Below are 23659 nucleotides of genomic sequence, written 5' to 3' on the forward strand. Positions count from 1 at the left end.
CCTCTATGCCAGGCTAAGAAGCATGGATCCGCTCGCCTTTGAGGAATTGCTGCTCGAAAGTTTCGAGCGTCGTGGTTTCAGGGTCATCAGAAACCACCGCTACACCGGTGATGGCGGTATCGATAGAAAGGTGATGATCGACGGCGCTTTCTGGCTCATCCAGGCCAAGCGCTATGCAACGGCCATTCGGCCCGAACATGTCAGCGCTTTCAATGCGCTGTGCCGGGCCAGAAGCTGTCGCGGCCTTTTCATCCATACCGGCCGAACAGGACCGCAGAGCCGGGAATCCATCGACAACAGCAGCCACGTCGAAATCATATCCGGTCGGAGGCTGCTTGCCCTGGTGACAGGTGGCCCGATAGCAGTGCCTGAAGCACTAGGCCGTGCCACGCTTCCCGTGAAACCTCATCGAGCAAAGCCGGGGCGGGCAGGGTGATGTGGCGCCTTCTCTCGAGCACGACATGGGCAGCCACTGCGCTGCTTGCAGCATCGCCGGAACGGGCCATGGCGGCGCCCGAAAAAGTTCAGGAGGAACAGCGTATAGCTTTCTGCATACGTCAGGCGTCGATGGGGTACGCGTGGCTGGAGAAGACGCTTTGGGGCCTGCGAGATCAGGAAGCAGGCTGGATCGGTGCTGAAGTCCGTAACAGCAATGGCTCGCATGATCTTGGCCCCTTGCAGATCAACAGCTGGTGGGTGCCGCGCATCGCCGCGCAAGTCGGGCACTCCGAACTCCAGGTGCGACACTGGCTGCGCTTCGATCCCTGCTTCAATGCTGAAGCTGCGCGATGGATCTTTCTTTCCGGGCTGCGTGCGGCAAAAGATTACCGGGTGGCAATTGGCCTTTATCACAGTCCGACAACGTGGAGGCAGCGCAGATACTCGGGTTCGGTCTTGCGTCGGATAAGAGCTCGCTTTGGCGAGAAGGTCTTTCGCGAGCCAATGCCGACAGGAAAATGACGCCGGGAACGACCTTTCCGACTGTCCAAAGCCTGCGTGGAAGCCCGACACACTGTCAGCCTGGAACTACTGCTTAAATGCCACGGGATGGTGAGATAGCGATGCCAACTAGGGCAGGAAACGCTTTGTCGATGCAAAGCCTCTGTTGGCGTGATCCGGACAAACTCGTAAGAAGCAGAGTGCGTTTACACACAGAGATGGGTTCGCATAAAAGCGCTTCATGATTGCGGGAATGGCGCATTCCTTTATTGCATAGGTCGTTGTATTGGATTTGCGGGGAAGGATTTAGGCCCGCTATTCCTTTGTTTTTCCGCTATCGAGAGCGTCAGCCCGCGTGACCAGCAGCCTCGCGCCGGCACCTTCACTGGCCAGCAGATCACCTGGATTGCGTAACGGACAATCCTCGAGCGACAAACACCCACAGCCAATGCAGCTTTCCATCTGATTACGAAGCTGCAAAAGGCCGGTGATGCGGTCATCGAGGAGCGCTCGCCATTTCTGCGTAAGGCTGCGCCATGCCTTTGCCGAGATCGGCTCAGACGGCAGCGCATCGAGATGCTCCTTGATGATCGCCAAGGGGAGCCCCGCGCGCTGTGCGATTCGTATTACAGCCACTCTGCGTAATATCCGGCGAGAGTAGCGCCGTTGATTGCCTGCGGAACGCCAGCCCTGAATGAGGCCCTTCGCTTCGTAGAAATGGATTGTCGAGACAGGAACGCCGCTGCGCTTGGCGACCTGACCGACGGTTAACTCATCGTTGCTATCGGCGACCGACATTTCCTACTTGACCTCAATATTTGTTGAGGTCGTATAGAGGATTCGGTTAACGGCCACAAGCTCGGTGGCTAATGGTAGGGAGCCGGCAAACATGACAGATGCCCTGAGCAGCAGGCTGTTCCCTCAACGCTCGAGAGCCGGCCGCGCTATGTCCGGTTCCTTCCCTATTGTAGAGGCATCGCAGACTATGTACCCCCGTCCCGCCTGCATGCTTCTACAGGCTCGCCGACCCCATCCGGAGCCCGCCCCCGAGACGCCGGGCCGGGTCGGCGGGCCAGCAGTCAGCACGACCTCATCTTCAGCCGCAAGGCATCGGGTGACGCTCGAAAGTTCATGTCCACTCAACGAATGGGATCTCAGCGCATTGCGGATCGGGTTGTCCGATGCGCTGACGGGACGCATCGTACGAGACCAGCAGTATCAAAGCCGGACGGGCAAGTGGCTTAGACGTGTGTTCGGCTCAGAAATGGCAACGCCGCTTGCCGATCCGCGCCTTGAGGCGCTGCGAAATTTTGCGCAATGCTATGCTCGCGCGCGAACCACGCGGTCAGAAACGCAGGACGGAAAAGAAGCCTTCTGGGCAGAATTGCATACTTCTGCCCGGAGGTTCATTGCTCCACGAGGAATTTCGCGGGGCAAAGGCAGCGCAGGACAGGCGCCGCTCCCCTCAAGTGTAGCCCTCCTTCCGGATCACATAGGTGCATCGCCGCCCGCCCTCGATGATATGCTCAGCCCGCGTGATGGAGACGCTGGGACCGAGCGCGGACCGGAAGACTTCGAGTTCGGCGCGACAGAAGCCGGCGCATGCGATGGCCGCCGCGCAGATGGGACAGTGGTTCTCGATGAGAAGAAGCGACCCGTCCGGTTCTTCCCGCCACTGGGCCATGTAACCTTCTTCGGAACGTAGCGCGGCAAGCGCTGCTACACGCTCGGTAAGGCTGTCCTTTCCCGACAGTTCGTCGTGGTACCGCGCGCGGGTCTCTGCCTCGCGTACATTGATGATCGTCTCCAGCGCGCTATCGCCCATGTGAGACCGGATGATGTCGAGAAGCTGGGCCGTCAGGCTCGCATGGGTATCGGGGAAACGGGACTGTGCCGCAGGCGTCAGGTTCCATAGTAGCGATGGGCGGCCAACGCCCCGGGCCTCGCTGATCGAGGTTACGAGATCCTGCTCTGCGAGACGCAGAAGCTGCTGACGCGCGGCCTCTCCAGTGATGCCGAGCTGCTTGCCCAACGCGGCAGATGAGAGTGCGCCGTGCATCTTCAACGCCATCAGGATGCGATCGGCTGGCGTCTTCACCTGCCAGACATAATTTTCCAAGCTATAGCTTGACATATTAGGTGATTCAGTTTTCAAAGCCATAGCTTGTTTAATAACGCCCCTCGCACGTCTTCACAAGAGCGGCGCGGGATAACCAGCAGAACAGGAAGACGCGACGATGAAGCCCATGCTTCCCGCATTCAAGCCGCATTCGGGATCATGGGTCCTGGCCGCGTGCGCCGCATATCCCTCCAGCCCCGAGGTGACGGCATGACAGATTCGCTCCACGACATTCCCGAACAGGACCGCTCGACACGGCCCCAGACCCGCACCATCATCATCACGCTCGTCGCCCTTGCCGTTCTTCTCGGCGGTCTCTTCCTGTGGCGTTCGATCAAGGCCGGGCAGGGGCAGGGGTGGCAGCCGCAGGCGGTTCCGGTGGCGGCGGTTGTCGCTGCGCCCCGCGACGTTCCTGCAGGCCTGGAGGCGGTGGGAACGCTGACGGCGGTGCGCGAAGTGACGCTCTCGCCTGAGGTTGCAGGCCGCGTCTCGACCCTCAACATCACGGCAGGGGCTCAGGTCCGTGCGGGATCGCTGCTGGTGCAACTTTTCGATGGGCCCGAGCGTGCCGACCGGCAAGCCGCCCAGGCAAGGGCGGCGTTCGCCAGCGTCCAGCTGGCCCGCTCGGAGCAGCTTGCCCCCACCGGTGCCGAGCCGCGCGAACTGCTGCAACAGCGCCGCGCCGAGCGCGACCAGGCGGTCGCGGCCGTGCGCCAGATCGATGCACGCCTCGTCCAGAAACAGGTGCGCGCGCCCTTTTCGGGCGAGATCGGCATCCGCCGCGTCAACCTTGGCCAATATCTCAACCCGGGCGATCCAGTGGCGACGCTGACCGCACTCGACCAGCTCTATGTCGAGTTCGCAGTGCCGCAACAGGAACTGGCGCGCCTCAAGCCCGGCTCATCCGTGATCGTGACCAGTGATGCCTATCCCGGCCGGACGTTCAACGCGCGCGTCAACGCAGTCGAGCCCAAGATCGGCGAAGACACCCGCAACGTCAGTGTCCAGGCGCTCTTGCCTAATCCGGGCGGCACGCTCCGGCCCGGCATGTATGTGACAGCCTCGCTCACCCTTCCGCCCCAGACGGGCGCGATCGTCGTCCCCGCGACGGCCATCCAGACCTCCGCGCAGGGTGACAGCGTCATCGTCATCCGCGGCACGGACGCACGCAAGGGAGGCAAGGCTGAGGTCGTACCCGTCCGGACGGGACGGCGCGTCGGCAACGACGTCGTGATCGAGAAGGGGCTCAAGAGCGGCGATGTCGCGGTCTCGGAAGGCCAGCTTCGCGTTCAGCCAGGGGCCGAGCTCAAGGTCGCGAAGATCATTCAGGCGGGAGGACGCTGAGATGTCCTTCACCGACATATTCATTCGCCGCCCGATCCTGGCGATCGTCGTCAGCCTGCTCATCCTCCTTGTCGGCCTCAGCGCCATGTTCGTGCTTCCGATCCGGCAGTATCCGGGCATGGAAAGCGCGACCATCACGATCGACACGTCGCTTCCGGGCGCATCGCAGGACGTGATGCAAGGCTTTGTCACCACACCGATAGCCCAGGCGATCGCGACCGCTAACGGCATCGAGTATCTGACCTCCACTTCGCTTCAAGGCAAGAGCCAGATCAAGGCGAAGCTGGTCCTCAACGCCAATGCGGATCGCTCCATGACCGAGATCCTCGCCAAAGTGCAGCAGGTCAAGTACCGGCTTCCGGCGGGCGTCACCGATCCCGTGATCGCCAAGATCACCGATGGCGCCTCGGCCATCCAGTATATCGCCTTCACGAGCAATACATTGTCCGCGCCGCAGATGGCGGATTTCGCGACGCGCGTCGCCCAACCGCTGATTACCTCGGTTCCCGGCGTTGCTTCCGCGCCCGTCACCGGCGGGGCGCCGCTGGCCATGCGAATCTGGGTCGATCCGGTGAAGCTCGCGGCGCGCGGCCTTACAGCCAGCGACCTCGCGGCTGCCCTGCGAACCAACAACGTGCAGGCAGCTCCCGGCCAGCTCAAGGGGGAGAGCACCGCGATCAACATCACCGCGGGCACCGACCTGCGCGACGTCGAATCCTTCCGCCAGATGGTCATCAAGACGGGGCAGGAGAGTGTCGTTCGTGTCCGCGACGTCGCGACCGTCGAACTGGGCGGGCAGAATTACGACGGCAGCTTCCTCACCGGCGGCAAGCCGAGCGTGACCATCGCCATTTCACCAACGCCTGATGGTAATCCTCTCGAGATCGTGAAGGCCGTAAAGGCACTGATCCCCGACATCCAGCGTGTCGCGCCGCCCGGCCTCAAGGTGACGAACGTGTTCGACCGGGCCCAGTTCGTCGACGCTTCGATCGAGGAAGTCGAGCATACGCTGATCGAGGCGATCGTCATCGTGATCGTCGTCATCTTCCTGTTCCTTGGCACGTTCCGCGCTGTCATCATCCCTGTCGTCACCATCCCGCTCTCGCTGCTGGGCACGGCGGCGCTGATGCTGGCCTTCGGTTTTTCCTTCAACCTCCTGACGCTGCTCGCCATGGTGCTGGCGATCGGCCTCGTCGTCGACGACGCCATTGTCGTGGTCGAGAACATCCATCGACATATCGAGGACGGCCTCAAACCCTTTGACGCCGCCCTCGTCGGCGCGCGCGAGATCATCGGCCCCGTCATCGCAATGACCATCACGCTCGCTGCGGTCTATGCCCCGATCGGTCTCATGGGCGGCCTCACTGGAGCGCTGTTCCGCGAGTTCGCCTTCACCCTGGCCGGCTCTGTGATCGTCTCCGGGATCATCGCGCTTACCCTGTCTCCGATGATGAGCGGCGCGCTGCTTCATTCGAAGATGGGGGAAGGGCGTCTGGCCCAGACGATCGAACGCAGCATGCACAAGATCACGGGCGGCTATGTGCGGCTGCTCGACAAGACGCTTGCCGCGCGGGCGGCCGTGCTGATCGTGGGCGTCACGATCATGGCTGCCATCGTGGTACTGTTCACGGGTGCACAGCGCGAGTTGGCGCCGCAGGAGGACATGGGCTATGTCTTCGTCCAGACCAAGGCACCGCAATATGCCAATGTCGACTATACGGCGCGGTTCAGCGCCGAGGTCGAGCGCCTCTTCCACGCGCTTCCCGAATATAAGGACAGCTTTTTCGGAATCGGCGGCGACCAGAATGCCAATGGCGGCTTTGGCGGCATCGTCATGAAGGACTGGGCTGATCGCTCGCGCAACGGCGATCAAATCCAGGCGGAACTCGCCGGCCGTACAGGCGCCGTAACGGGCGTGTTCGCAACCGCTTTCCAGGACAGCCCTCTGCCTGCGGGCAGTGGCGGCCTCCCCGTGCAGATGGTGATCCGCTCAGCCGACGATTTCCCCGAGATCTACAAGACGCTCGAGGCGCTCAAGGGCGCAGCCTGGGGCAGCGGCCTGTTCGCCTTCGTCGACACCGACCTCGCCTTCGACAGCCCCGAGGCGCACATCAGTATCGACCAGGGCAAGGCGGGCGAGATGGGCGTGAGCATGTCCGCCATCGCCGACACGCTCGCGGTGATGGTGGGCGAGAATTATGTCAATCGCTTCAACTGGCACGACCGCTCTTATGACGTCATCGCGCAGGTGCCCCAGGGCAAGCGGCTGACGCCGGACAATCTCGGCCATTTCTATGTGAAGGCAGCATCAGGCAGGCTGGTGCCGCTCTCCACCATAGCCCATGTGGAGGTACGGCCGCAGCCCAACCGTCTGCCCCAGTTCAACCAGATGAACTCGGCCACCCTCTCGGCCGTCCTGCTTCCCGGCGTGACGATGGGCCAGGCGGTCGACTTCCTGAAGAGCCAGCCGCTGCCGCCGGGCATGACCGTCGACTGGCTCTCGAACAGCCGGCAATATGTGCATGAAGGCAATCAGCTCACCGTTTCCTTCGGTTTCGCTCTGATCGTGATCTTCCTGGTACTTGCCGCCCAGTTCGAGAGCTTCCGCGATCCGCTGGTCATTCTGGTCACCGTGCCGCTCGCAGTGTGCGGCGCGCTGGTGCCGCTTTACCTCGGCTTCACCACGCTCAACATCTACACGCAGATCGGCCTGGTGACGCTGATAGGCCTCATCTCCAAGCACGGCATCCTGATGGTCTCCTTCGCCAATGAGATGCAGCATAGCGAAGGGTGGGGCAAGATGGAGGCAATCCGTCATGCCGCCGCCGTCCGCATGCGGCCAGTCCTCATGACGACCGCCGCGATGGTCGCAGGTCTCGTGCCGCTGTTATTCGCGGGTGGCGCAGGGGCGAACAGCCGCTTTGCGATCGGCATCGTCGTCGTCATGGGCATGCTCATTGGTACGCTGTTCACGCTGTTCGTGCTGCCGACCGTCTACACGCTGCTCGCAGCCGACCACCGGCCCAAAGCGAAGCCGGAAAGCGAGCCGACTGATGCCCCCACCGACACGCCGCTCGAAGGAGGGCTGGCCCATGCGTAAATACTCCTGTGTCCTGGCACCGCTTGCCGGCCTGGCGCTCTCCTCCTGCGCGGTGGGGCCCAACTACCGGCCGCCTGCGCCGCCGGTGAGAGCGGCCGGTGCCTTCGTCACCACCGGGCCGGCGATCGATCCGGCATCGGTGCTGCCCGACGACTGGTGGAAGCTCTACAACGATCGGGCTCTCGACGACCTGGTAGCCCGCGCTTTTGCCGCTAACAGCGATCTGCGCGTAGCATCCGCCAACCTTGCAAAAGCCCGGGCAGTGCTGGCCGAGGCGCGGGCCGGCAGGCTGCCGTCCACAACCGCCAATGGCGGCGTCACCTATGGCGACGGCATCCAGGGCGGCGGTCAGGCGGGCTTTCCCGGCAATCTGGGCGACGCCCAATGGTCACAGTTCGCGGGCATGTCGCTGTCCTGGGAGGTCGATCTTTTCGGCCGTGTTTCCCGCGCGGTCCAGGCGGCGCGGGCTGACGCGGCGGCGGTCGAGGCGGCTCGTGATGCGGTAAGGGTCACAGTCGTGGCCGAAACCACGCGCGCCTACCTCAACGCCTGCTCGTCGGCTTACGCGCTGGATGTCGCGCGCCAGTCCTACAAGGCTAGCGGCGAAAGCCTCAGGCTTGTCTCCGAGCAGGAGAAGGCGGGATCGGTTGGCAAGCTCGATGTCGAGCGCGCCGGCGCCGCGACCGCGACTGCACGTGCCGCCATCCCCGCGCTCGAAGGACAGCAGCAGGTCGCGCTGTTCGAATTGGCGGCGCTGCTCGGCACCACCCCCGATCAGGTCCCCGAGACCGCGCGCCGATGCACGGCGCCGCCCGGGCCCACCGCCTCGATCCCCGTCGGCGACGGCGCGGCCTTACTGCGGCGCCGCCCGGACCTCAGGCAAGCTGAGCGTCAGCTTGCTGCCGACACGGCACGGATCGGCGTGGCGACCGCGGATCTTTATCCCAAGATCAGCCTGGGCGGCTCGGGCAACTTCTTCCGCAACGATTCCGTTCGGGGAGACAACAGCTTCACCTTCTCGCTAGGGCCGCTCATCTCATGGAGTTTCCCCAATGTCGCGGTGGCGCGGGCGCGCATCCGGCAGGCGAAGGCACAGGGCGAGGCGTCACTTGCGGCATTCGATGGCCGCCTCATCACCGCGCTCAAGGAGGTCGAGCAGGCGCTGACGATCGTCGCCACGGAACAACGCCGGCTCGACGCCCTAGGCGAAGCGCAGGATCGTGCGGAGAAAGCCTACAAGTTTGCTGATCTGCGCTACCGTGCCGGCTCGGTCGGCTACCTCGATGTGCTGGTGGCGCAAGGCGAGATGCTCGATGCGCGCAGCAGCTATGCGAGCTCGATCCAGCGACTCTCCTCGGGGCGGGTCGATCTGTTCAAGGCGCTTGGCGGGGGATGGCAGAGCCGCGCGGACGGGCAGGCGCAAGCAAGGCGGGCGGCCAGTCCTGCGCTGGCATCGTCGGCAAAAGAGCTAGCGTCCAATGCGGCGGATCGCTGACGCGGCTCTGCCGTTGGGCCTCGCCGCCTTTTTCCTGATCGGCGGTCTCGTCAACGGCACCGCTTCAGATGCGACCATGGCGCAGTATGTCGCATGGGGCTATCCGCGCTGGTTTCCCTATGTCACGGCGGCGATGGAGGGAGCCAGCGTCATTCTGCTGATCCTTGCGCGTACCCGCCTCGTCGGCGCCGCGCTTGGCACGGCGGTCATGACAGCAGCCCTGGCGACGCTGATCCGAGCCGGAGAATATCTCTATGCCGCCACACCTGCCGCGCTCATTTTCCTGAGCGCCTTGGCGGGTTGCCGGGCGCTTGCGTACGAAAAAGTGATCACAGTCGAGACTGTACCGGAGCATGATCGCAACGCAAATCCATGGGGAGGGTATGAAGCTTGAGCGTCTCTCACCTGTTACCCTGGATCCTTGCCGTCCTCCTCATGGCGGGCGGCGTTCTAAATCTGTCAGCGCCGGTGCGCATCCGCAGGCGCTATGCGCGCCTCGGTTACGGCCCCCGGCTGCGTTACCTCGTGGCCGGCGGCGAAATCCTCGCGGCAGGCCTCGTGGCGCTACCCGCAACGCGGGCGATGGGCGCAGCGCTCGCCATTGCAATCCTCTCCGCGATCATCGGCAGCGCGCTTGCCCATCGCCAACCGGGCATGATCGGTGTTTCCGCGTTCCTTTTATTGGTGGCGCTCATGACCATCGCGATTTCCTGACCACAACTCCATAAGATCGAGGAGCAGACCCATGACCTTTACTCTTCCAGCATTGCCATATTCCAAGAACGACTTTGGCGACCTGATCTCGCCCGAGACCTTCGACTATCATCACGGCAAGCATCACAATGCCTATATTGTGAAGGCCAATGAACTGGTCGCCGCCGATCCAGCCCTGCAGGGCAAGTCGCTAGTCGAACTGATCGAGCTGACCGCCGCTCAGGGTCCCAAGGGGCTGTTTAACCAGGTCGGCCAGATCTGGAACCACAGCTTCTACTGGCTCGGCCTCAGCCCGGAGAAGAAGGAGCCGACTGGCGCATTGCTCGAGCTGATCAATGAGGCGTTCGGTTCGGTGGACGCATTGATCGAAAAGCTGAAGGCCGAAGCGGTTGGCCATTTCGCGAGCGGATGGGCGGCGCTCAACCTCAAGGACGGCAAGCTGGAGGTGACCTCCTATCACGATGCCGATACGCCTGTCGCGCATGGCGCGGTGCCGCTCCTTATCCTCGACGTCTGGGAGCATGCCTATTACATAGACTATCGCAACGCACGTCCAGACTATGCTGACAAGATCCTGCGCAATGCGATCGATTGGGATTTCGTCGCGCAGAATCTCGATGGTATGGGCCTGACCCGGGCCGACCAGCCAGGCAAGGCTTCCTGAACCGCAGCGGCTTCATATGAGGAGGTGTCAGGTGACCGGCACACGCGAAATTTGCCTCAGGAAACATCCTGTGGGATCACTTGGTGTCGATGATTTCGAAACCGTCGAACGAGAGTTGGCAGCGCCGGACAAGGGCGAAGTCCAGGTGCGCAATCTTTGGATGTCAGTCGACCCTGTCACCCGTCTGCGTATGAATCGCAACGATGACCAGAACATCGCGCCGCCAGCCTTCGCTCTCGGTGATGTCCTGGATGGCGGGGCTGTAGGGGAGGTGATCGCTTCGCGAGACCCGGCCTTTGCCATCGGAGATTTGGTGCAGTCGTGGCTGGGCTGGCGCGAGGCCTTCAATGCGCCGGCCTCATCGTTGCAGAAGCTCGATCCCGGCGGTCTGCCACCGCAATCCTTTCTGGGCGCGGCCGGCGCCACGGGTTTGGTTGGTTATGTCGGTCTAGTCCACGTTGGAAGACCGAAGGATGGCGAGGTCATTTTCGTATCGAGTGCCGCGGGTGCGGTGGGCTTGATGGTGTGCCAGATGGCTAAGGCGATGGGATTGAAAGTCATCGGCTCGGCGGGCGGTCCCGACAAGATCGCCTTGCTACGCGAGATCGGCGTCGATGAGGTTATAGACTACAAAGCCGCAGGCGATCTCACCGCTGCCCTGACAGCCGTCGCACCAGAGGGAATCGACATTTATTTCGACAATGTGGGCGGTGAGCATCTGGAGGCGGCCATCAATGCCGGGCGGCCGTCTGCCCGTATCATCCTTTGCGGTGCGATTTCGGCCTATAATGGCTCGGAAGCTCCGTCAGGCCCGCGAAATCTCGTGCTGATGATCGGAAAGCAGATGCGGATGGAGGGCGTCACGCTGTTGGCGCAGCTCGACAAGATGGCGGAATATCGGTCCCATCTCGCTTCTTGGATATCCCAAGGTAAGATCACATGGCGCGAAACCATAGTAGAGGGCATCGAACGTGCTCCTGACGCATTGGTTCGGCTTTTCGATGGCAAGGTTATCGGGAAGATGCTGGTCAAGCTCGCGTAAATACAAATTCCAAGTATTCACGACCTGCATTTGGACCTTTCTCGCATATTGGATGAAGCATGAATAATAATCATCCAGAGGCACAGAATAATTTATATTCTCAAGCGAATAATGCGATTTCTCAGATTGGAGGTAAATGGACTATTCTCATTGTTGCCGCCCTCTCCAAGCGACCTCATCGTTTCAACGAACTGAAGCGGAAGGTGCAAGGGATTTCACAGCGCATGCTGACCCTCAGGCTTCAGGCGCTGCAACGCGATGGACTGCTCCACCGAACGGTCATCCGAACTATGCCGGTGCGGGTGGAATACAGCTTGACGGCGCTCGGACATTCCCTTGCCATTCCGCTGAACGAGATTGCTTGCTGGGCCGAGGCGAACTCCGCAGTCATAGAACTTGCCCGTTCTGAGTTCGATGGTCGAAATGCGCGGAGCTAAAGGTGCAGTTCGGGAGGATGCACAGGGAGTATTTGGTCTGGCCGAGTGACGTCCAAGCCGGGACCCTCTGATTCGTTACGGCGCATGACCCTCAATGCTATCGGGCCTGATTGAAAGAACGCCCCGCTGTTCAAAGTGGCATTCAGCAAATTTAGCCTGAAAGTCTTAGGCAACAGGGATCGCGGTGGCGACCTGATCGGATGAGGGTGGTGGCGTTCTCTCTGCGATGAGAGCGATGCTGGCGCGTTTGTGAACCTCAGTAGGAGGATCGGCTCAAGATAGTAGGACCGTCGAACGCGCGCCTTAGGGAGGGAACTCTCAACTTACCCCTGTCCTTGCACCTCAATAGGCACGCGTCGGGAAATACCGACATCGTCCCCGCCTGGACGAATTCACGGACCAAGGGCGGGGTGATGTCTGCATCGAATTATTGCCGAGCCCCATTCTCGTCTGGAGAGAAGCCGAACAGGAAAAGCTGCGCAGCCTTGAAATCGCTTCTATATAGAAGTATATGTGTCAGCGATCGGAGCGACATGCCGATGGATGGGGCACGCTGCGAGGAGGGCATCGTCATGATCTCGTTCAGAGTTGGTCTTATCGGAAAAGAAGACGGCCCCAGATTGACTAAGTTCTCGGCACGAAAATTGGCGGGCATCCTGTGGGATGCGATCGGCTGGTTGGCGAGCATCCGCGGCGGAGAGTGCCACCCGGTCGTTCAGCCGACTGGGCGAGCTCAGGTCTCGCCAGGCATCAATGCATTTACATCGACACTTCAGGAACTGCTTGCCGAACAGATCCTCGCGGTTCTGACGATAGAAAAATACATTTCTGATGCGAAGACCGATTCCGCCGTCCGTACTCGTTTGGCATGGAGTAGTTTGCTCGGGATCCGGGAAGACCGACAACGCCAAAGTCGCGGAAGCCACGACTGTCGCCATGACTGGCGACGTTGAATAAAGGGCGGCTCGAAAAGAGCGGATGAAATGGCTAGGCTCCAGTAATATCTTTATAATTTTGCGTTGGGTTTAAATAACATGCGATATCACTCTATAGGTAATTCGCTTTGTACTGGATGGAAAACGGTATTTTTCGCGCAGTGCGGTATGCAATCATTGTAATAGCTCGACATTGTCCATAGGAGAGGCAAAAATCATGGCATTTCGACTTCTGATCGATGGAAAGCTTGTTGAAGGCGCATCCAGGCTGGACGTGATTAATCCCGCGAGCGGCACCGTTTTTGAAACCTGTGCGTGCGCCGACGAGGTCCAGCTCAAGCAGGCTATAGCCGCAGCAAAACGCGCCTTTCCCGGCTGGGCTTCGCTGACGCAGGCGGCGCGTGGCGACTGTTTGGATCGCCTCGCGGATGCGGTGCAGGCTCGGCTCGATGAAATGAGCTCTTTGCTTACAGGCGAACAAGGCAAACCTCTCAATCAGTCCAAAGGCGAGATTGCGATGGCGGTCGCGACGCTGCGCTATTTCGCGACTCAGGATCTGCCCCTCCAAACGATCAAGGACACCGAGGAAGGGCGGGTATTGGAGCAGCGAACTCCGTTGGGAGTGGTTGCCGCTATCACGCCGTGGAACTATCCTGTCTACTTGCTTGCAGTGAAGGTGGCGCTCGGGCTGGTGGTTGGGAACACGATGGTCGCAAAGCCCGCCCCGTCGACGCCGCTTACGACCTCATTGTTCGGGGAAGTCGCCGCAGACATCCTTCCGCCGGGCGTGTTTAACGTCATCATTGATGCGAACGATCTCGGCAGCAAGCTCACCACGCATCCAGACGTCGCCAAGATCAGTTTCACCGGCTCGACCTCCACTGGCAAGCGGGTAATGGAAAGCGCCGCTGATACGCTCAAACGGGTGACGCTGGAACTCGGAGGTAACGATGCCGCCATCATTCTGGATGACGTCGACGTCGCGGAAGTCGCGCGCAAGGTCTTCACGGCGGCTACAGTCAATGCCGGCCAAATTTGCCTCGCAACCAAGCGGATCTATGCACCGCGATCACTCTATGACGCGCTTTGCGATGAGTTGGCAACGCTTGCCCAAAAAGCCGTCGTCGATGACGGGCTGAAACAGGGAACGCAAATCGGCCCGGTACAGAACAAGCAGCAATATGAGAAGGTCCTCGACATCATCGAGGAAGCCAAAACCCTGGGCACGGTAATCGCTGGCGGTCATGCGCTGGATCGCCCCGGCTACTTCATCGCGCCCACAGTGGTGCGGGACCTTCCCGACAGCGCTCGCCTGGTTCGCGAAGAACAGTTTGGGCCGGCCATTCCGGTCCTCGCCTATGACAGCGTCGATGAGGTGATCGAGCGGGTCAACGACAGCGAATACGGTCTTGGCGGAACGATCTGGACGGCCGCCACGGATCGCGGGCTTGAGATTGCGATGCGTATCCAGTCTGGCACAATTTGGGTGAACAAGCCTGTCGAATTGCCGTTCGACATTCCGCTTGGCGGTGCGAAGCAATCTGGCATCGGTCGTGAACTGGGCATCGATGGCATGAAGGAATTCACGCAAGGCAAGATCATCAACGTAGCTCGGCATAGTTAGAGCGACATCCACAGTGAACTTAAGGAAATTGGCTTAGTGTGGCATTTGGATGCTCGTGCAAACGTCGCGTCGGCGCGCGCTGCCGATCTCGTGACTGTTGCAAAACAGGCGAGTAGCCGGCTGGTCAGACGGAACATCGGCCACTCGGCCCAAGCGTGGACAGATTGAAGGGACAAGTATGTCGGACGAACTTTCAGGAAAAGTTGTGCTTGTAACCGGCGCGGCCCGCGGGATCGGACAGGCAAGCGCGATCCGCATCGCGAGGGCAGGCGCCAACGTCGTCGTCAGTGATATCCTGGAAGAGGAAGGTAAACAGGTCGTCGAGATGATCAAAGAAGCCGGCGGCACCGCAACCTTCGTTCGAGCCGACCTGTCCCATGAAGAGGAGATTTCGGGATTGATCAACAAGATTACTTCCGACCTTCACCGCCTGGACGGCGCTTTCAACAATGCAGGTGTCCTACAGCATGGGAAATCGCTTCATGAACTTGCGACGGAAGAATGGGAGAAGGTGATCAACATCGATCTCACGGGTGTTTTCCTGTGCATGAAGTACGAGATTATGGCCATGTTGGATCGGGGGGTGGGCGGCGCGATCGTGAACACGGCCTCCGCGCTGGGGCAGGTGGCCATCACCGGAGCCAGCGAATATATCGCCGCTAAGCATGGTGTCCTGGGCATCACACGGGCGGCGGCGGCGGAATATGGCGCGAAAGGCATACGTGTGAACGCCATCCTCCCGGGGATCGTCGAGACTCATGATGAAGGTCTTCTGGACAATTACCTCAGGCAAGTGTTGTCAAGTTTGAAGTCGCGGCATCCAATCGGCCGTTTTGGACGACCGGATGAAGTCGGCGATGCCGCCGTCTGGCTTCTGTCGAACGGCTCGTCATTCGTGAACGGCGCAGCGATCCCCGTCGACGGGGGTTATCTGGCTACCTAGAGACGATTACATAGCAGCCGAGATCTCAGCGGCTTGCTTGACCATAAATGCGTAACCGTGGCGCCGAAGCCGCCTTGCGCGGTAACGGGATGCAGGGCGGATCCCCGTTTGGGCAAGGGCAAGGATGGTTTGCAGGAGACGGTGGACAAAGCGCGGCGTGAAAACGCCAATCCCGCCGCAAGTGAATTTAACAGGCTGGCCCTGTCGAAGAGAGTTCGCCATAGACTACCAATATGAAAACCTATGGCGGAGGCATCCTCATGAGGCCGACGCCGAGGACGTGGACGTCCTCGGCCGTTGCTCATCATCGCACGAAAGCTCTTGCGCCGCGAGAGGCGGCCACGATTGCTTTCCGGGTTCTAGACCGCCTCGAGTATGCGCAGCCAGGACGCGAGGTGAGCGATGAGAGCGCAAGTCAGCAAGGCGAAACGCGTTGGTCCTCAAGCAAGCTCAGGACGGCACGTGGATCGGAAAGTTGTCATCACGCTGCCAGGTCTACACCCTCAGGTGGATCGTAACGAACAACTTCTTGAATATCCGCGTCGCTTAGTTCCGCAACCGCCTCGTACATGGGGCGCGGGATTGGGGTTGGATAGATTGCCGTAGTGGGGTCAGGCTGTGCTACCGCGCCCCGGTGGCCCGCAAAGGCGGGAGGAGATGCGAACCTTTTCAAATCTTCTAACTCGATTCCGACTGTCTGCGCGGCTTGTAGGTCCGTCCACGCTGCTGCAGTCATCTTCGTGCAACCTTCCGATGTGGAGAACTCAAGAAGGATTCCCTCAGGCGCGCCCAAGTACATCGAGTGGCTGATCATATGATCAAGCGGACCAACCACGGCGTAGCCGTTGCTGCGTAACCGATCGCGCAGGTCCATCAATTCCTCAAAGCTGTCGACGTTGAACGAGATGTGCTGCATAGCGCCACCGGCCACCGGGTGGGATGCATCCAATGCGTGACTCACGCCCATGACCGGACTCACACCTGGCCCCGGCATTTGAATAAAGCTGAGGTAGCAGTTCTCGCCAGATTCGAGGAAGCAGTGCGTGGCACCCTCCGTGCCGTGCATGGGAAAAAGTCCGACGAGCTTCATGCCGACGACCTGAGTGAAGAACTCGATCTGCGACTTCATATCATTGGTGCAGAACGCAATATGATGGACGCCTGAGATCTTCATTCCCAACTCTCCTCTACCCAGCGGGGCATGTTTCTACACACCACAGCCTACTTCGTCCGCATCTTGTGCAATGCCGGATATCCTGTCTGTTAAAATAACTTCGATATAGAATTTGTCAAGCGCAAATGCCGTAGACGGGCTGCGCAAGGGGGTAATGTTCAGGGGAAGGGCTGCAGTAACCCATGGCACCTGCAAGATGGGTCGCCCTGTCCGCAAGCCCCCGGTTCCCTCTGCTTTGATCACACCGGTTGCGCCGGCCCATCTCCGACAAGTACCAATCAATCGCAATTTGAAAGGTGTGGGCGAATGCGCCAACTTTCTGGCTTACGAATCCTCGGCGCTAGCCTGTGTCTGCAGTGCGTGTTAAGCAGGATGATCAACCTTTATGTGCCAGATGGCGGGATGAGGAGATCAATTTTGAAGTCGGAGCGGGTTGAGGATCGGCAAATCAAGCGTCGGCGATCGCAGAGCGAACGTCGGGCAGAAACCCGGGCGCGCCTTCTGGATGCGTCCATACGGCTGCTCCAGGAAAAAGGATTCTCCCGTTTCCGCATTGCCGATGCTGCGGCCCTCGCTGGCGTCTCCCGAGGCGGGCAGACACACCATTTCGCAACGAAGGGGGAGCTTATTGAGGCTACGATAGAAGCACTCTTCGAAAAGGAAGTCGAATCGGCGCATGAGGATGCCAACCTCGCGGCGGGCGGCGAAGAAATATCTAGCGCTACGAAGCACTTCGAGACGTTCCAGCAGAGCGATCTATACCAGGTCAGCCTTCGGCTCGTCATCTCAGCGCGTTCCGTCGAGCAATTCAGCGAAGGAATTCGGGCGATTTCTGCAGGAAGCCGCCAGGCCATCGAGCAGGCGTGGATCGATCGCTTTGTAAAATCCGGAGCCAAACGGAAGAAGGCCGAGGAGTCGTTTGGCATCCTGGCTAGCGTTTTGCGAGGCTTTGCCGTGCAGGAAAGCATCAAGGACGAGGATATGGAAATAGGGCCCGTAAAGGAATTGGCAATGGAATTAGTCAAGAGTCATCTACAAGAATAATTTTCAAGACTTAATTAGTTGAGGAAGTATTATTTGAGGGCGCAGTAGCTGATTTTGCCAGAGGGGCAGGGGAGGGAACCACAAAGAGGGGCGGCGACTTTTCGAGGTGACGCGAGCGATCGGAGCAGACAGTAGGAGTAACCCACGGCGGTAAGGATCCCATTTGTGAACATCGCCTCAGGATCAGACGAAGAAATCCCAGTTAAGAAAGCCTATGTGATGGACGGTCTCAGTGCCTGACTCGAAAGTTCACCAAGCATAGCAATACCTTGCTGTTCTACGGGTGAGCATGCGGATGGAGGCAATCGTTGCCCATGCGGCGGACGAGGCAATGGTTGTTTCCCAGTCCTTGGCAAGACGGCGGCATCGGCCGAGCCATGCAAAGGTTCGCTCGACTACCCAGCGACGCGGGAGGACCTTGAAGCCGTTGGCCTTGTCCGACCGTTTGATGATTTCGATCGTCCATTGCCCCGATCCAGCGATGGCATCGCGGAGTTTGTCGCCCGCATAGCCGCCATCGGCAAAAACATGGCGCAGCCACGGAAAGCGCCGGCGCCCGGCCTTAAGGACATCGACCGCGCCATCGCGGTCCTGAATATCGGCGGTATGCACGAGAATGAAGATGAGGAAGCCGCAGGTGTCGGTCAGGATGTGCCGCTTGCGGCCCTTGACCTTCTTGCCTGCGTCATAGCCGCAAGGGCCGCCGCTTTCGGTGGTTTTGACCGACTGGCTGTCGATCACACCGGCACTCGGGCTTGCCTCGCGTCCTTCGATCTCGCGCAGGTTCATGACCAGAACCGTGTTCATCGCCTCGAGTAGACCAGCGTTGCGCCAGGCGTAGAAATAGCGCTGGACCGTCGAGACCGGCGGGAAGCATTTGGGCAGAAGCCGCCAGGCGCAACCGCTCGCTGCGATGTAGAGCAATGCGTTCAGGACTTCGCGCATGTCCGTTGTCCGGCGCCGAGCTCTCCGCTTGGCCCCAGGGATGAACGGCGCTGCCAACGCCCACTCCCTGTCCGTCATATCGCTGGAATAGCGCAAGCCTTTCCGGCTATGCTCCTGCCGGGCGATACCAGTCCATGCCATCATTCACTCCATCTCTCGCAGGACGGCGTGAATCACAACATGCTGGTATTGCTCAACAACTTTTGGGTCGGGCTCTCAGTCAACCGGGCGATCATATGGTCGTTACCCGGCTGCCGCTAACCTGATCAGGAGTTTCCCGTCGTTTTGGCCGCTGTACAATCTCTGAAGCGCCCCGGGAGCGTTCTCCAGTCCCTCCAAAATGTCCTCGCGATACCTGAGCCGGCCCTCCCTGATCCAATTCGCAAGCTGGGCCGCCGCTTCGTTGAAACGGTCGCTGAAATCAGTGGCGAGAAACCCCTGCATTCTGGCTCGCTTGACGATAAGATGCCGCTCCGGCCGTGGACCGGTATTCCAGGGATTCCAGCTCGGATAGGCAGCTGTGCCGCAGATTACGACGCGAGCTCCTATATTGATATGGCGCATGACCGCATCGCTGACCGGTCCTGATGTGTTGTCGAAGTAGACGTCAACGCCCCCAGGAGCGACTGATGCGATCGCGCCGTCAATGTCATTGGTAGACTTGTAATCTATTGCGGCCTCGTAGCCGAACTCATCCAGACATTGCCGGACTTTCGCCGGCCCGCCGGTAAAACCCACCGTCTTGCAGCCTTTGATGTTGGCAATCTGCCCGACGATGGAACCCACAGCGCCAGCAGCTGTTGAGACCGCGACTGTTTGCCCGGATTCCGGACAGCCGACCTCAAGCAATCCGAAATATGCTGTAATACCGTTCAGCCCCAATGCTCCTAACGCGAGTGAGCAAGGCAGATCACGTTCTTTCACGCGCAGAAGAACCGCATCAGCCGCCACGGCCGCATATTCCTGCCATCCAAATATACCCATGAGCATTTCACCCACCACATAATCCGGGTTCCGCGACATGAGTACCTCTCCAACGGCGAAGGCGCGCATGGTATCGCCGACCTTGACTTGCGGAAGATATCCTCGGGGATCGGCGATCCAGCCTCGCATGGCTGGGTCAACTGATAGATATTGGTTACGAACCAGGATCTCCCCCTCGGCAATGTTGGGGATCTCGACCTCACGAATTCCGAAATGTTCCGCATGCGGAATGGCCGTTGGACGCGATGCAAGCCAGACTTGACGGTTGTAGGTATCAGACAAGGCTCGGTCTCTCGGACATATAAGATGTTCCCTCGTAAGTTGGAAACTCGCTTCTGAAAAAGGCAGGTCAAGATGGTAAGGGAGCTGGAGCAGGTAGTTCCTGTCCATCGGAAGCCGAGGATGGCGTGGTCCGCCTGACTGGCACATTTCGGCGCTTTTTGGAGATATTGCTTCTTGCAGCGTTCATGGTGGAGATCGTCCGCAGGGCTCGCTGATTGCTGATGGAGGTTTGCGACACCGATTCACTCGCCGCAGGCGCCCACGCCGACGCGGATCGTCGAGGACGGTATTCGCTTGAGGCCACCGATCGCGCAGTCGCCTGTCTTCCAGAATGCAGCTCCCCTTCTACTGTTGGCAAGCTCAGATCTTTGTCCGACAAGGCGCTCTGCTCAGACACTCGACGCCGGCCGATGGACTGGGGTAGGGCGCCCGGTAGCCGAAGCATGCTCTCACGCGCCTCGATACCGGACACTCGGCAAATGTTTGTCGCGATCTCATGCTCTGCACCGCCGCAAGCTCAGAAATATCGCTCTGCGCCGCCGGCTCCCGCAAGGCCTTTGCGTTAGGCTCTTAACCTTTGTGCACATTTGCACCGCCTACGGTTAGAGCTGGGTGGGCCACTTCCCTCTTAACCGAGGCGTGCCATAGCAGCACGATACTCTTCGCCTAATCGCCGTATGCGTTCGGCAGCCGGCAGGATCTCTTTCACCGTTCCTATGCCTTGCCCGCATCCCCAGATGTCTCGCCAGGCTTTGGCTCCGTCGCCATGTCCCACGAGATCCATGCGAGAGGGATCGCCCAGGGGCAAATTATCGGGGTCCAGGCCTGCCTGTCGAATAGACGGCTTCAGATAATTCGCGTGAATTCCGGTAAAGAGGTCGGAATAGACAATATCTTCAGCAGACGAGTTCACCACCATTTGCTTGTATTCAGAGGCAGCATTCGCCTCGTTCGTCGCGATGAATATGGAACCCAGATAGGCTAAGTCTGCGCCCATCGCCTGTGCGGCTAACATGGCGCTTCCAGTCGCAATTGCGCCGGAAAGGACAAGCGGACCGTCCCACCATTCCCTGATTTCCGCGATCAAGGCAAATGGCGACAGCCTGCCGGCATGCCCGCCAGCACCTGAAGCTACGGCGATCAACCCATCAGCGCCCTTCTGGACCGCCTTCTGCGCGAACGTGTTGTTGATCACGTCATGGAGAATAATTCCGCCATAGGCATGGATCGCATCGAACACCTCCGTATTTGCGCCGAGCGAGGTAATCACGATAGGGACCTTATAGCGGACGCAAAGTGCGAGATCTTCCTGCAGCCTGCCGTTCGATTTATGAACGATCAGGTTTACCGCAAAGGGGGCATCCCGATCAGTAAGTTCGACCGAGAGCCGCTGCAGCCATTGTTCAAGAACGCCGGAGGGCCTCGCATTAAGCGCCGGAAAGGAGCCAACGATCCCGGCCCGGCATTGTTCGATAACTAGATCGGGCTGAGAAATAATAAACATGGGGGCGCCGATCGCGGGTAGCGCGAGCCGGTCGGCGAGCAGTTGCGGCACTGACATATTCACTCTGCCTCGGCGATAGTGTAACTCAATAGCGCCGCCAGCAATCCGCATCGCGGCGACGTGGAGCCCCGGCGGCATGAAGCCGTGCCGCCGGGGCAATCGGCTTAGCGTTGCGGGACGCCAAGTAGCGCACGCATCTCGTTGGCGGTTGCCGGAGTTCGGCCGTGGAGGGCAGCAATCTCCTTGGCGGCCTTGAACATTTCGAGATTGCTCGAGAAGCGCTCATCGGAGTTGGGATATTTCCACTCGGTGTCTTCCGTCCCCACGCGGATGTGGAGCCCCAGCATCGTTGCCAGCGTCGTCATGTACATCGTCGCACGGCCGGCGGCGCAGACGTGTATGGGGGCCGTCGGATCAACCTTGCGGATCTGGTGCACCATCAACATCATCTGGCGGACCATGTCGTCAACGTCCGTCACCGAGTTCCCAGAGAGCAGCGTACGACCGACATCGAAGGGCAAACCAAATAGAAGCCCCCAGTACACCGTACCCTCCAAGATTCCGGTGTCGATCAGCCGGCGCTTGGCCAGTTCGATCTCGCCCGAATTGTGGATCGCCAATGCCGGAACCACACCATTGGCAACGAGCGTACGGACCGCCGGACCCGCGAAGGATTCGGGATGTCCCGGCGCGCACGGCCCTATTTCCGCCAGACCGGCAACAGCCGGGCTGAGGCACTCCTCGAACGTGGCGCCATTGAGCACGTTCAGGTCGGCCATGAAGCTATAACCATAGCGTTTGCGGAGCGGCTCCAGCACCATCGAGTAGGCCTCGACAGGGGGAATCTTGTCCAGCCGACGGCCCTTCTCGTCGGTCACCCAGGTGAAGTCGATGTGAACGGAAAAAGCACCCTCTTCAATGACCGCGGATGCCTCGTCGATATAGCGTTCGATGGAATTCGTCGTATGTCCGCGCTCGGAACCTTCCGAGAAGCGACTGGAGACGGCGCACGAAATTCCGATTTTGTTCGGTATATCCCACTTTGGCTGCTCATAGGAGCCGAGGAAGCTATAGTCTTCCATCTCCCGGCGCGCTGCCTCCCAGAGCGAAGGAATCTCTTCCTGCACCGATGATACTGAACTCATCTATCCTCTCCTTTTGAAAAGCATTCATCACCCAGCGATGATAGAGACCGTTCATACTGCTTTTTTATGCTGGCGCAATCCTTGCGGAAAAAAATCTCTCCCTCCCTCTGCTGAGCGCCCCTATTGCGAACTGGGTAGGAGGTTGCTATTTACAAGCGGGATATCCTGTTTGCCTGTTGACTGGCCGTAGTGCATGGCGTTACCGTCAGGTCCAGAAATCTTGGCTTCTATTCTGGCATGAATTGTAGTTTCCGAGTAACTACGTGAAAAAGATCAAAAAAATGAGAAAAACTGCTAGTGAAAATCTGAAGATAGCGCGTCAATAATCTCGGAGATTTCTTCGAGTAACAGGATCATATCGTATATTAATATTTGGGGAGGATTGTTTTATGGGTATATCGCTGACATCCATCTTTATTTTTCTGGTTGCATTGATTACCCAAATCTCGGGGGCGGCCCTCATTCCTAGAACGGCAGGTTTCACCGATATTGGATGGACAGCGACATGCCTGGCCTCATACATCGCATCCACCTGGCTCCTGGCGATCCTCGTCCGCCAAGGCGTGGCATTGAACATCGTGGTGCCCTTCATGGCTGCGGCAGTGCCACTCTCTACGATTGCCATCGCTTATCTAGCATATGGCCAAAGCGTGTCTTTGCCGAAGCTGGGACTGTTGGTGGGGGCATGCTGCGCGATCGGCATCGCCGGGTCACTGAAGTAGGATCACGGCGAAGGACCAGCGCGCAATGCGCGCCTGACAAACGCCTCGCCGCCTTGGACCCATCAGTTTACCGACCTTGGGCGATTGAACAGCATGCGCGAACGACTTCTGGCATTGGTAATGCCATCGTGCTGCGAGCATTCAACGGATGTAGGGTGCGATATTAGGTTAGTATCGCGGGTAAGACGCTGGTCTGCTGCAGTGCGGCAGCTTTAGCTCTCAGTTGTACCACCATGCATTTATAAGAACTCATGGTGTCAACCGAACCGGGGATTTGACCCGTCGTGTTTCCAGGTTCGTCTGACACATGGACCCGTTGGCGTAGTCCAATCGGCATGATCCGCTACGTCGGATGTAGCACCCCAGCAGCCCTTGGCCGGTATGTTGATCTGCTGATTTTCCTAACCCGATCTACTCGATCTTTCGCCAGTTCGGATCGTCGCCTTTATCACTCCTCTTATCAAGCGTCAGTTGGCGGTACTTCCACCATGCGGCTGCGGCTT

The 23659-nt window shown here is 59.5% G+C and carries 22 protein-coding genes; 15 read left to right on the forward strand and 7 right to left on the reverse strand.

Features of this window, described 5'->3' with window-relative positions; translation table 11 throughout:
- The first annotated feature begins 22 nt into the window (after positions 1 to 22).
- Positions 23 to 436: a restriction endonuclease gene (locus RLDS_RS52060; RefSeq protein WP_236616938.1), complete on the forward strand. Its 414-nt coding sequence runs from the start codon at positions 23 to 25 to the stop codon at positions 434 to 436.
- A 68-nt stretch (positions 437 to 504) separates the two neighbouring features.
- A complete protein-coding gene (locus tag RLDS_RS52065; RefSeq protein ID WP_021228401.1) occupies positions 505 to 960 on the forward strand; it encodes a lytic transglycosylase domain-containing protein in 456 nt (151 codons plus the stop codon).
- Between the two features lie 294 nt (positions 961 to 1254).
- Here the strand turns inward: RLDS_RS52065 and soxR are convergent, their stop codons facing one another.
- Both soxR and RLDS_RS52075 read right to left on the reverse strand, forming a co-directional pair.
- Positions 1255 to 1737 (reverse strand): redox-sensitive transcriptional activator SoxR, encoded by a 483-nt coding sequence (soxR, locus tag RLDS_RS52070; RefSeq protein ID WP_021228402.1) that lies wholly within the window; start codon positions 1735 to 1737, stop codon positions 1255 to 1257.
- A gap of 667 nt (positions 1738 to 2404) precedes the next feature.
- Positions 2405 to 3073, reverse strand: a complete 669-nt coding sequence (locus RLDS_RS52075; RefSeq protein ID WP_021228403.1) for a helix-turn-helix transcriptional regulator — start codon at positions 3071 to 3073, stop codon at positions 2405 to 2407.
- Between the two features lie 195 nt (positions 3074 to 3268).
- On the opposite strand from RLDS_RS52075, the gene RLDS_RS52080 reads away from it, so the two are divergent.
- From RLDS_RS52080 to RLDS_RS52125, 11 genes are all read left to right on the forward strand, one after another.
- Positions 3269 to 4402 carry an efflux RND transporter periplasmic adaptor subunit gene (locus RLDS_RS52080; protein WP_021228405.1) on the forward strand — a complete coding sequence of 378 codons (1134 nt, stop codon included), beginning with the start codon at positions 3269 to 3271 and terminating at the stop codon, positions 4400 to 4402.
- Position 4403: 1 nt separating this feature from the next.
- Positions 4404 to 7502 (forward strand): efflux RND transporter permease subunit, encoded by a 3099-nt coding sequence (locus RLDS_RS52085; RefSeq protein ID WP_021228406.1) that lies wholly within the window; start codon positions 4404 to 4406, stop codon positions 7500 to 7502.
- On the forward strand, positions 7495 to 8997 hold the full coding sequence (locus RLDS_RS52090; protein WP_021228407.1) for an efflux transporter outer membrane subunit: 1503 nt from the start codon (positions 7495 to 7497) through the stop codon (positions 8995 to 8997). Before RLDS_RS52085 ends, RLDS_RS52090 begins: the two co-directional genes overlap by 8 nt.
- A complete protein-coding gene (locus RLDS_RS52095) occupies positions 8981 to 9391 on the forward strand; it encodes a DoxX family protein (protein WP_021228408.1) in 411 nt (136 codons plus the stop codon). The genes RLDS_RS52090 and RLDS_RS52095 overlap by 17 nt, the downstream gene beginning before the upstream one ends.
- 41 nt (positions 9392 to 9432) lie before the next feature.
- Positions 9433 to 9711 carry a hypothetical protein gene (locus RLDS_RS52100; protein WP_021228409.1) on the forward strand — a complete coding sequence of 93 codons (279 nt, stop codon included), beginning with the start codon at positions 9433 to 9435 and terminating at the stop codon, positions 9709 to 9711.
- 31 nt (positions 9712 to 9742) lie between these two features.
- Positions 9743 to 10375 carry a superoxide dismutase gene (locus RLDS_RS52105; protein ID WP_021228410.1) on the forward strand — a complete coding sequence of 211 codons (633 nt, stop codon included), beginning with the start codon at positions 9743 to 9745 and terminating at the stop codon, positions 10373 to 10375.
- A 16-nt stretch (positions 10376 to 10391) separates the two neighbouring features.
- Positions 10392 to 11417, forward strand: coding sequence for an NADP-dependent oxidoreductase (locus RLDS_RS52110; protein ID WP_040603952.1), 1026 nt, complete (start codon positions 10392 to 10394; stop codon positions 11415 to 11417).
- 59 nt (positions 11418 to 11476) lie between these two features.
- Complete coding sequence (locus RLDS_RS0129035) at positions 11477 to 11854, forward strand: winged helix-turn-helix transcriptional regulator (RefSeq protein ID WP_031299112.1); 378 nt, start codon at positions 11477 to 11479, stop codon at positions 11852 to 11854.
- Between the two features lie 533 nt (positions 11855 to 12387).
- Positions 12388 to 12807: a hypothetical protein gene (locus RLDS_RS52115; protein WP_021228413.1), complete on the forward strand. Its 420-nt coding sequence runs from the start codon at positions 12388 to 12390 to the stop codon at positions 12805 to 12807.
- Positions 12808 to 13006: 199 nt separating this feature from the next.
- The gene (locus RLDS_RS52120; protein WP_021228414.1) at positions 13007 to 14413 is read left to right on the forward strand and encodes an aldehyde dehydrogenase family protein; all 1407 of its coding nucleotides are present in this window, start codon (positions 13007 to 13009) and stop codon (positions 14411 to 14413) included.
- A 178-nt stretch (positions 14414 to 14591) separates the two neighbouring features.
- Positions 14592 to 15356, forward strand: coding sequence for an SDR family NAD(P)-dependent oxidoreductase (locus RLDS_RS52125; RefSeq protein WP_021228415.1), 765 nt, complete (start codon positions 14592 to 14594; stop codon positions 15354 to 15356).
- 481 nt (positions 15357 to 15837) lie between these two features.
- Here the strand turns inward: RLDS_RS52125 and RLDS_RS52130 are convergent, their stop codons facing one another.
- Positions 15838 to 16530, reverse strand: coding sequence for a VOC family protein (locus RLDS_RS52130; protein WP_021228416.1), 693 nt, complete (start codon positions 16528 to 16530; stop codon positions 15838 to 15840).
- 372 nt (positions 16531 to 16902) lie between these two features.
- Here RLDS_RS52130 and RLDS_RS54795 point away from each other — a divergent pair, with 372 nt between their 5' ends.
- On the forward strand, positions 16903 to 17574 hold the full coding sequence (locus tag RLDS_RS54795; RefSeq protein WP_161626760.1) for a TetR/AcrR family transcriptional regulator: 672 nt from the start codon (positions 16903 to 16905) through the stop codon (positions 17572 to 17574).
- 249 nt (positions 17575 to 17823) lie between these two features.
- Here the strand turns inward: RLDS_RS54795 and RLDS_RS52140 are convergent, their stop codons facing one another.
- The 4 genes from RLDS_RS52140 to RLDS_RS52155 all read right to left on the reverse strand — a co-directional run bounded on the left by RLDS_RS52140 (position 17824) and on the right by RLDS_RS52155 (position 22434).
- Entirely contained in the window at positions 17824 to 18660 is an 837-nt protein-coding gene (locus RLDS_RS52140; RefSeq protein WP_169534116.1) for an IS5 family transposase, read from the reverse strand.
- 102 nt (positions 18661 to 18762) lie between these two features.
- Positions 18763 to 19785: an NADP-dependent oxidoreductase gene (locus RLDS_RS52145; RefSeq protein WP_031299115.1), complete on the reverse strand. Its 1023-nt coding sequence runs from the start codon at positions 19783 to 19785 to the stop codon at positions 18763 to 18765.
- A gap of 628 nt (positions 19786 to 20413) precedes the next feature.
- On the reverse strand, positions 20414 to 21346 hold the full coding sequence (locus tag RLDS_RS52150) for an NAD(P)H-dependent flavin oxidoreductase (protein WP_021228420.1): 933 nt from the start codon (positions 21344 to 21346) through the stop codon (positions 20414 to 20416).
- A 107-nt stretch (positions 21347 to 21453) separates the two neighbouring features.
- Complete coding sequence (locus RLDS_RS52155; protein ID WP_021228421.1) at positions 21454 to 22434, reverse strand: 3-keto-5-aminohexanoate cleavage protein; 981 nt, start codon at positions 22432 to 22434, stop codon at positions 21454 to 21456.
- A 389-nt stretch (positions 22435 to 22823) separates the two neighbouring features.
- On the opposite strand from RLDS_RS52155, the gene RLDS_RS52160 reads away from it, so the two are divergent.
- The gene (locus tag RLDS_RS52160) at positions 22824 to 23156 is read left to right on the forward strand and encodes a hypothetical protein (protein ID WP_021228422.1); all 333 of its coding nucleotides are present in this window, start codon (positions 22824 to 22826) and stop codon (positions 23154 to 23156) included.
- Positions 23157 to 23659 lie beyond the last annotated feature (503 nt).

This window comes from Sphingobium lactosutens DS20 (assembly GCF_000445105.1).
GTDB lineage: Bacteria > Pseudomonadota > Alphaproteobacteria > Sphingomonadales > Sphingomonadaceae > Sphingobium > Sphingobium lactosutens.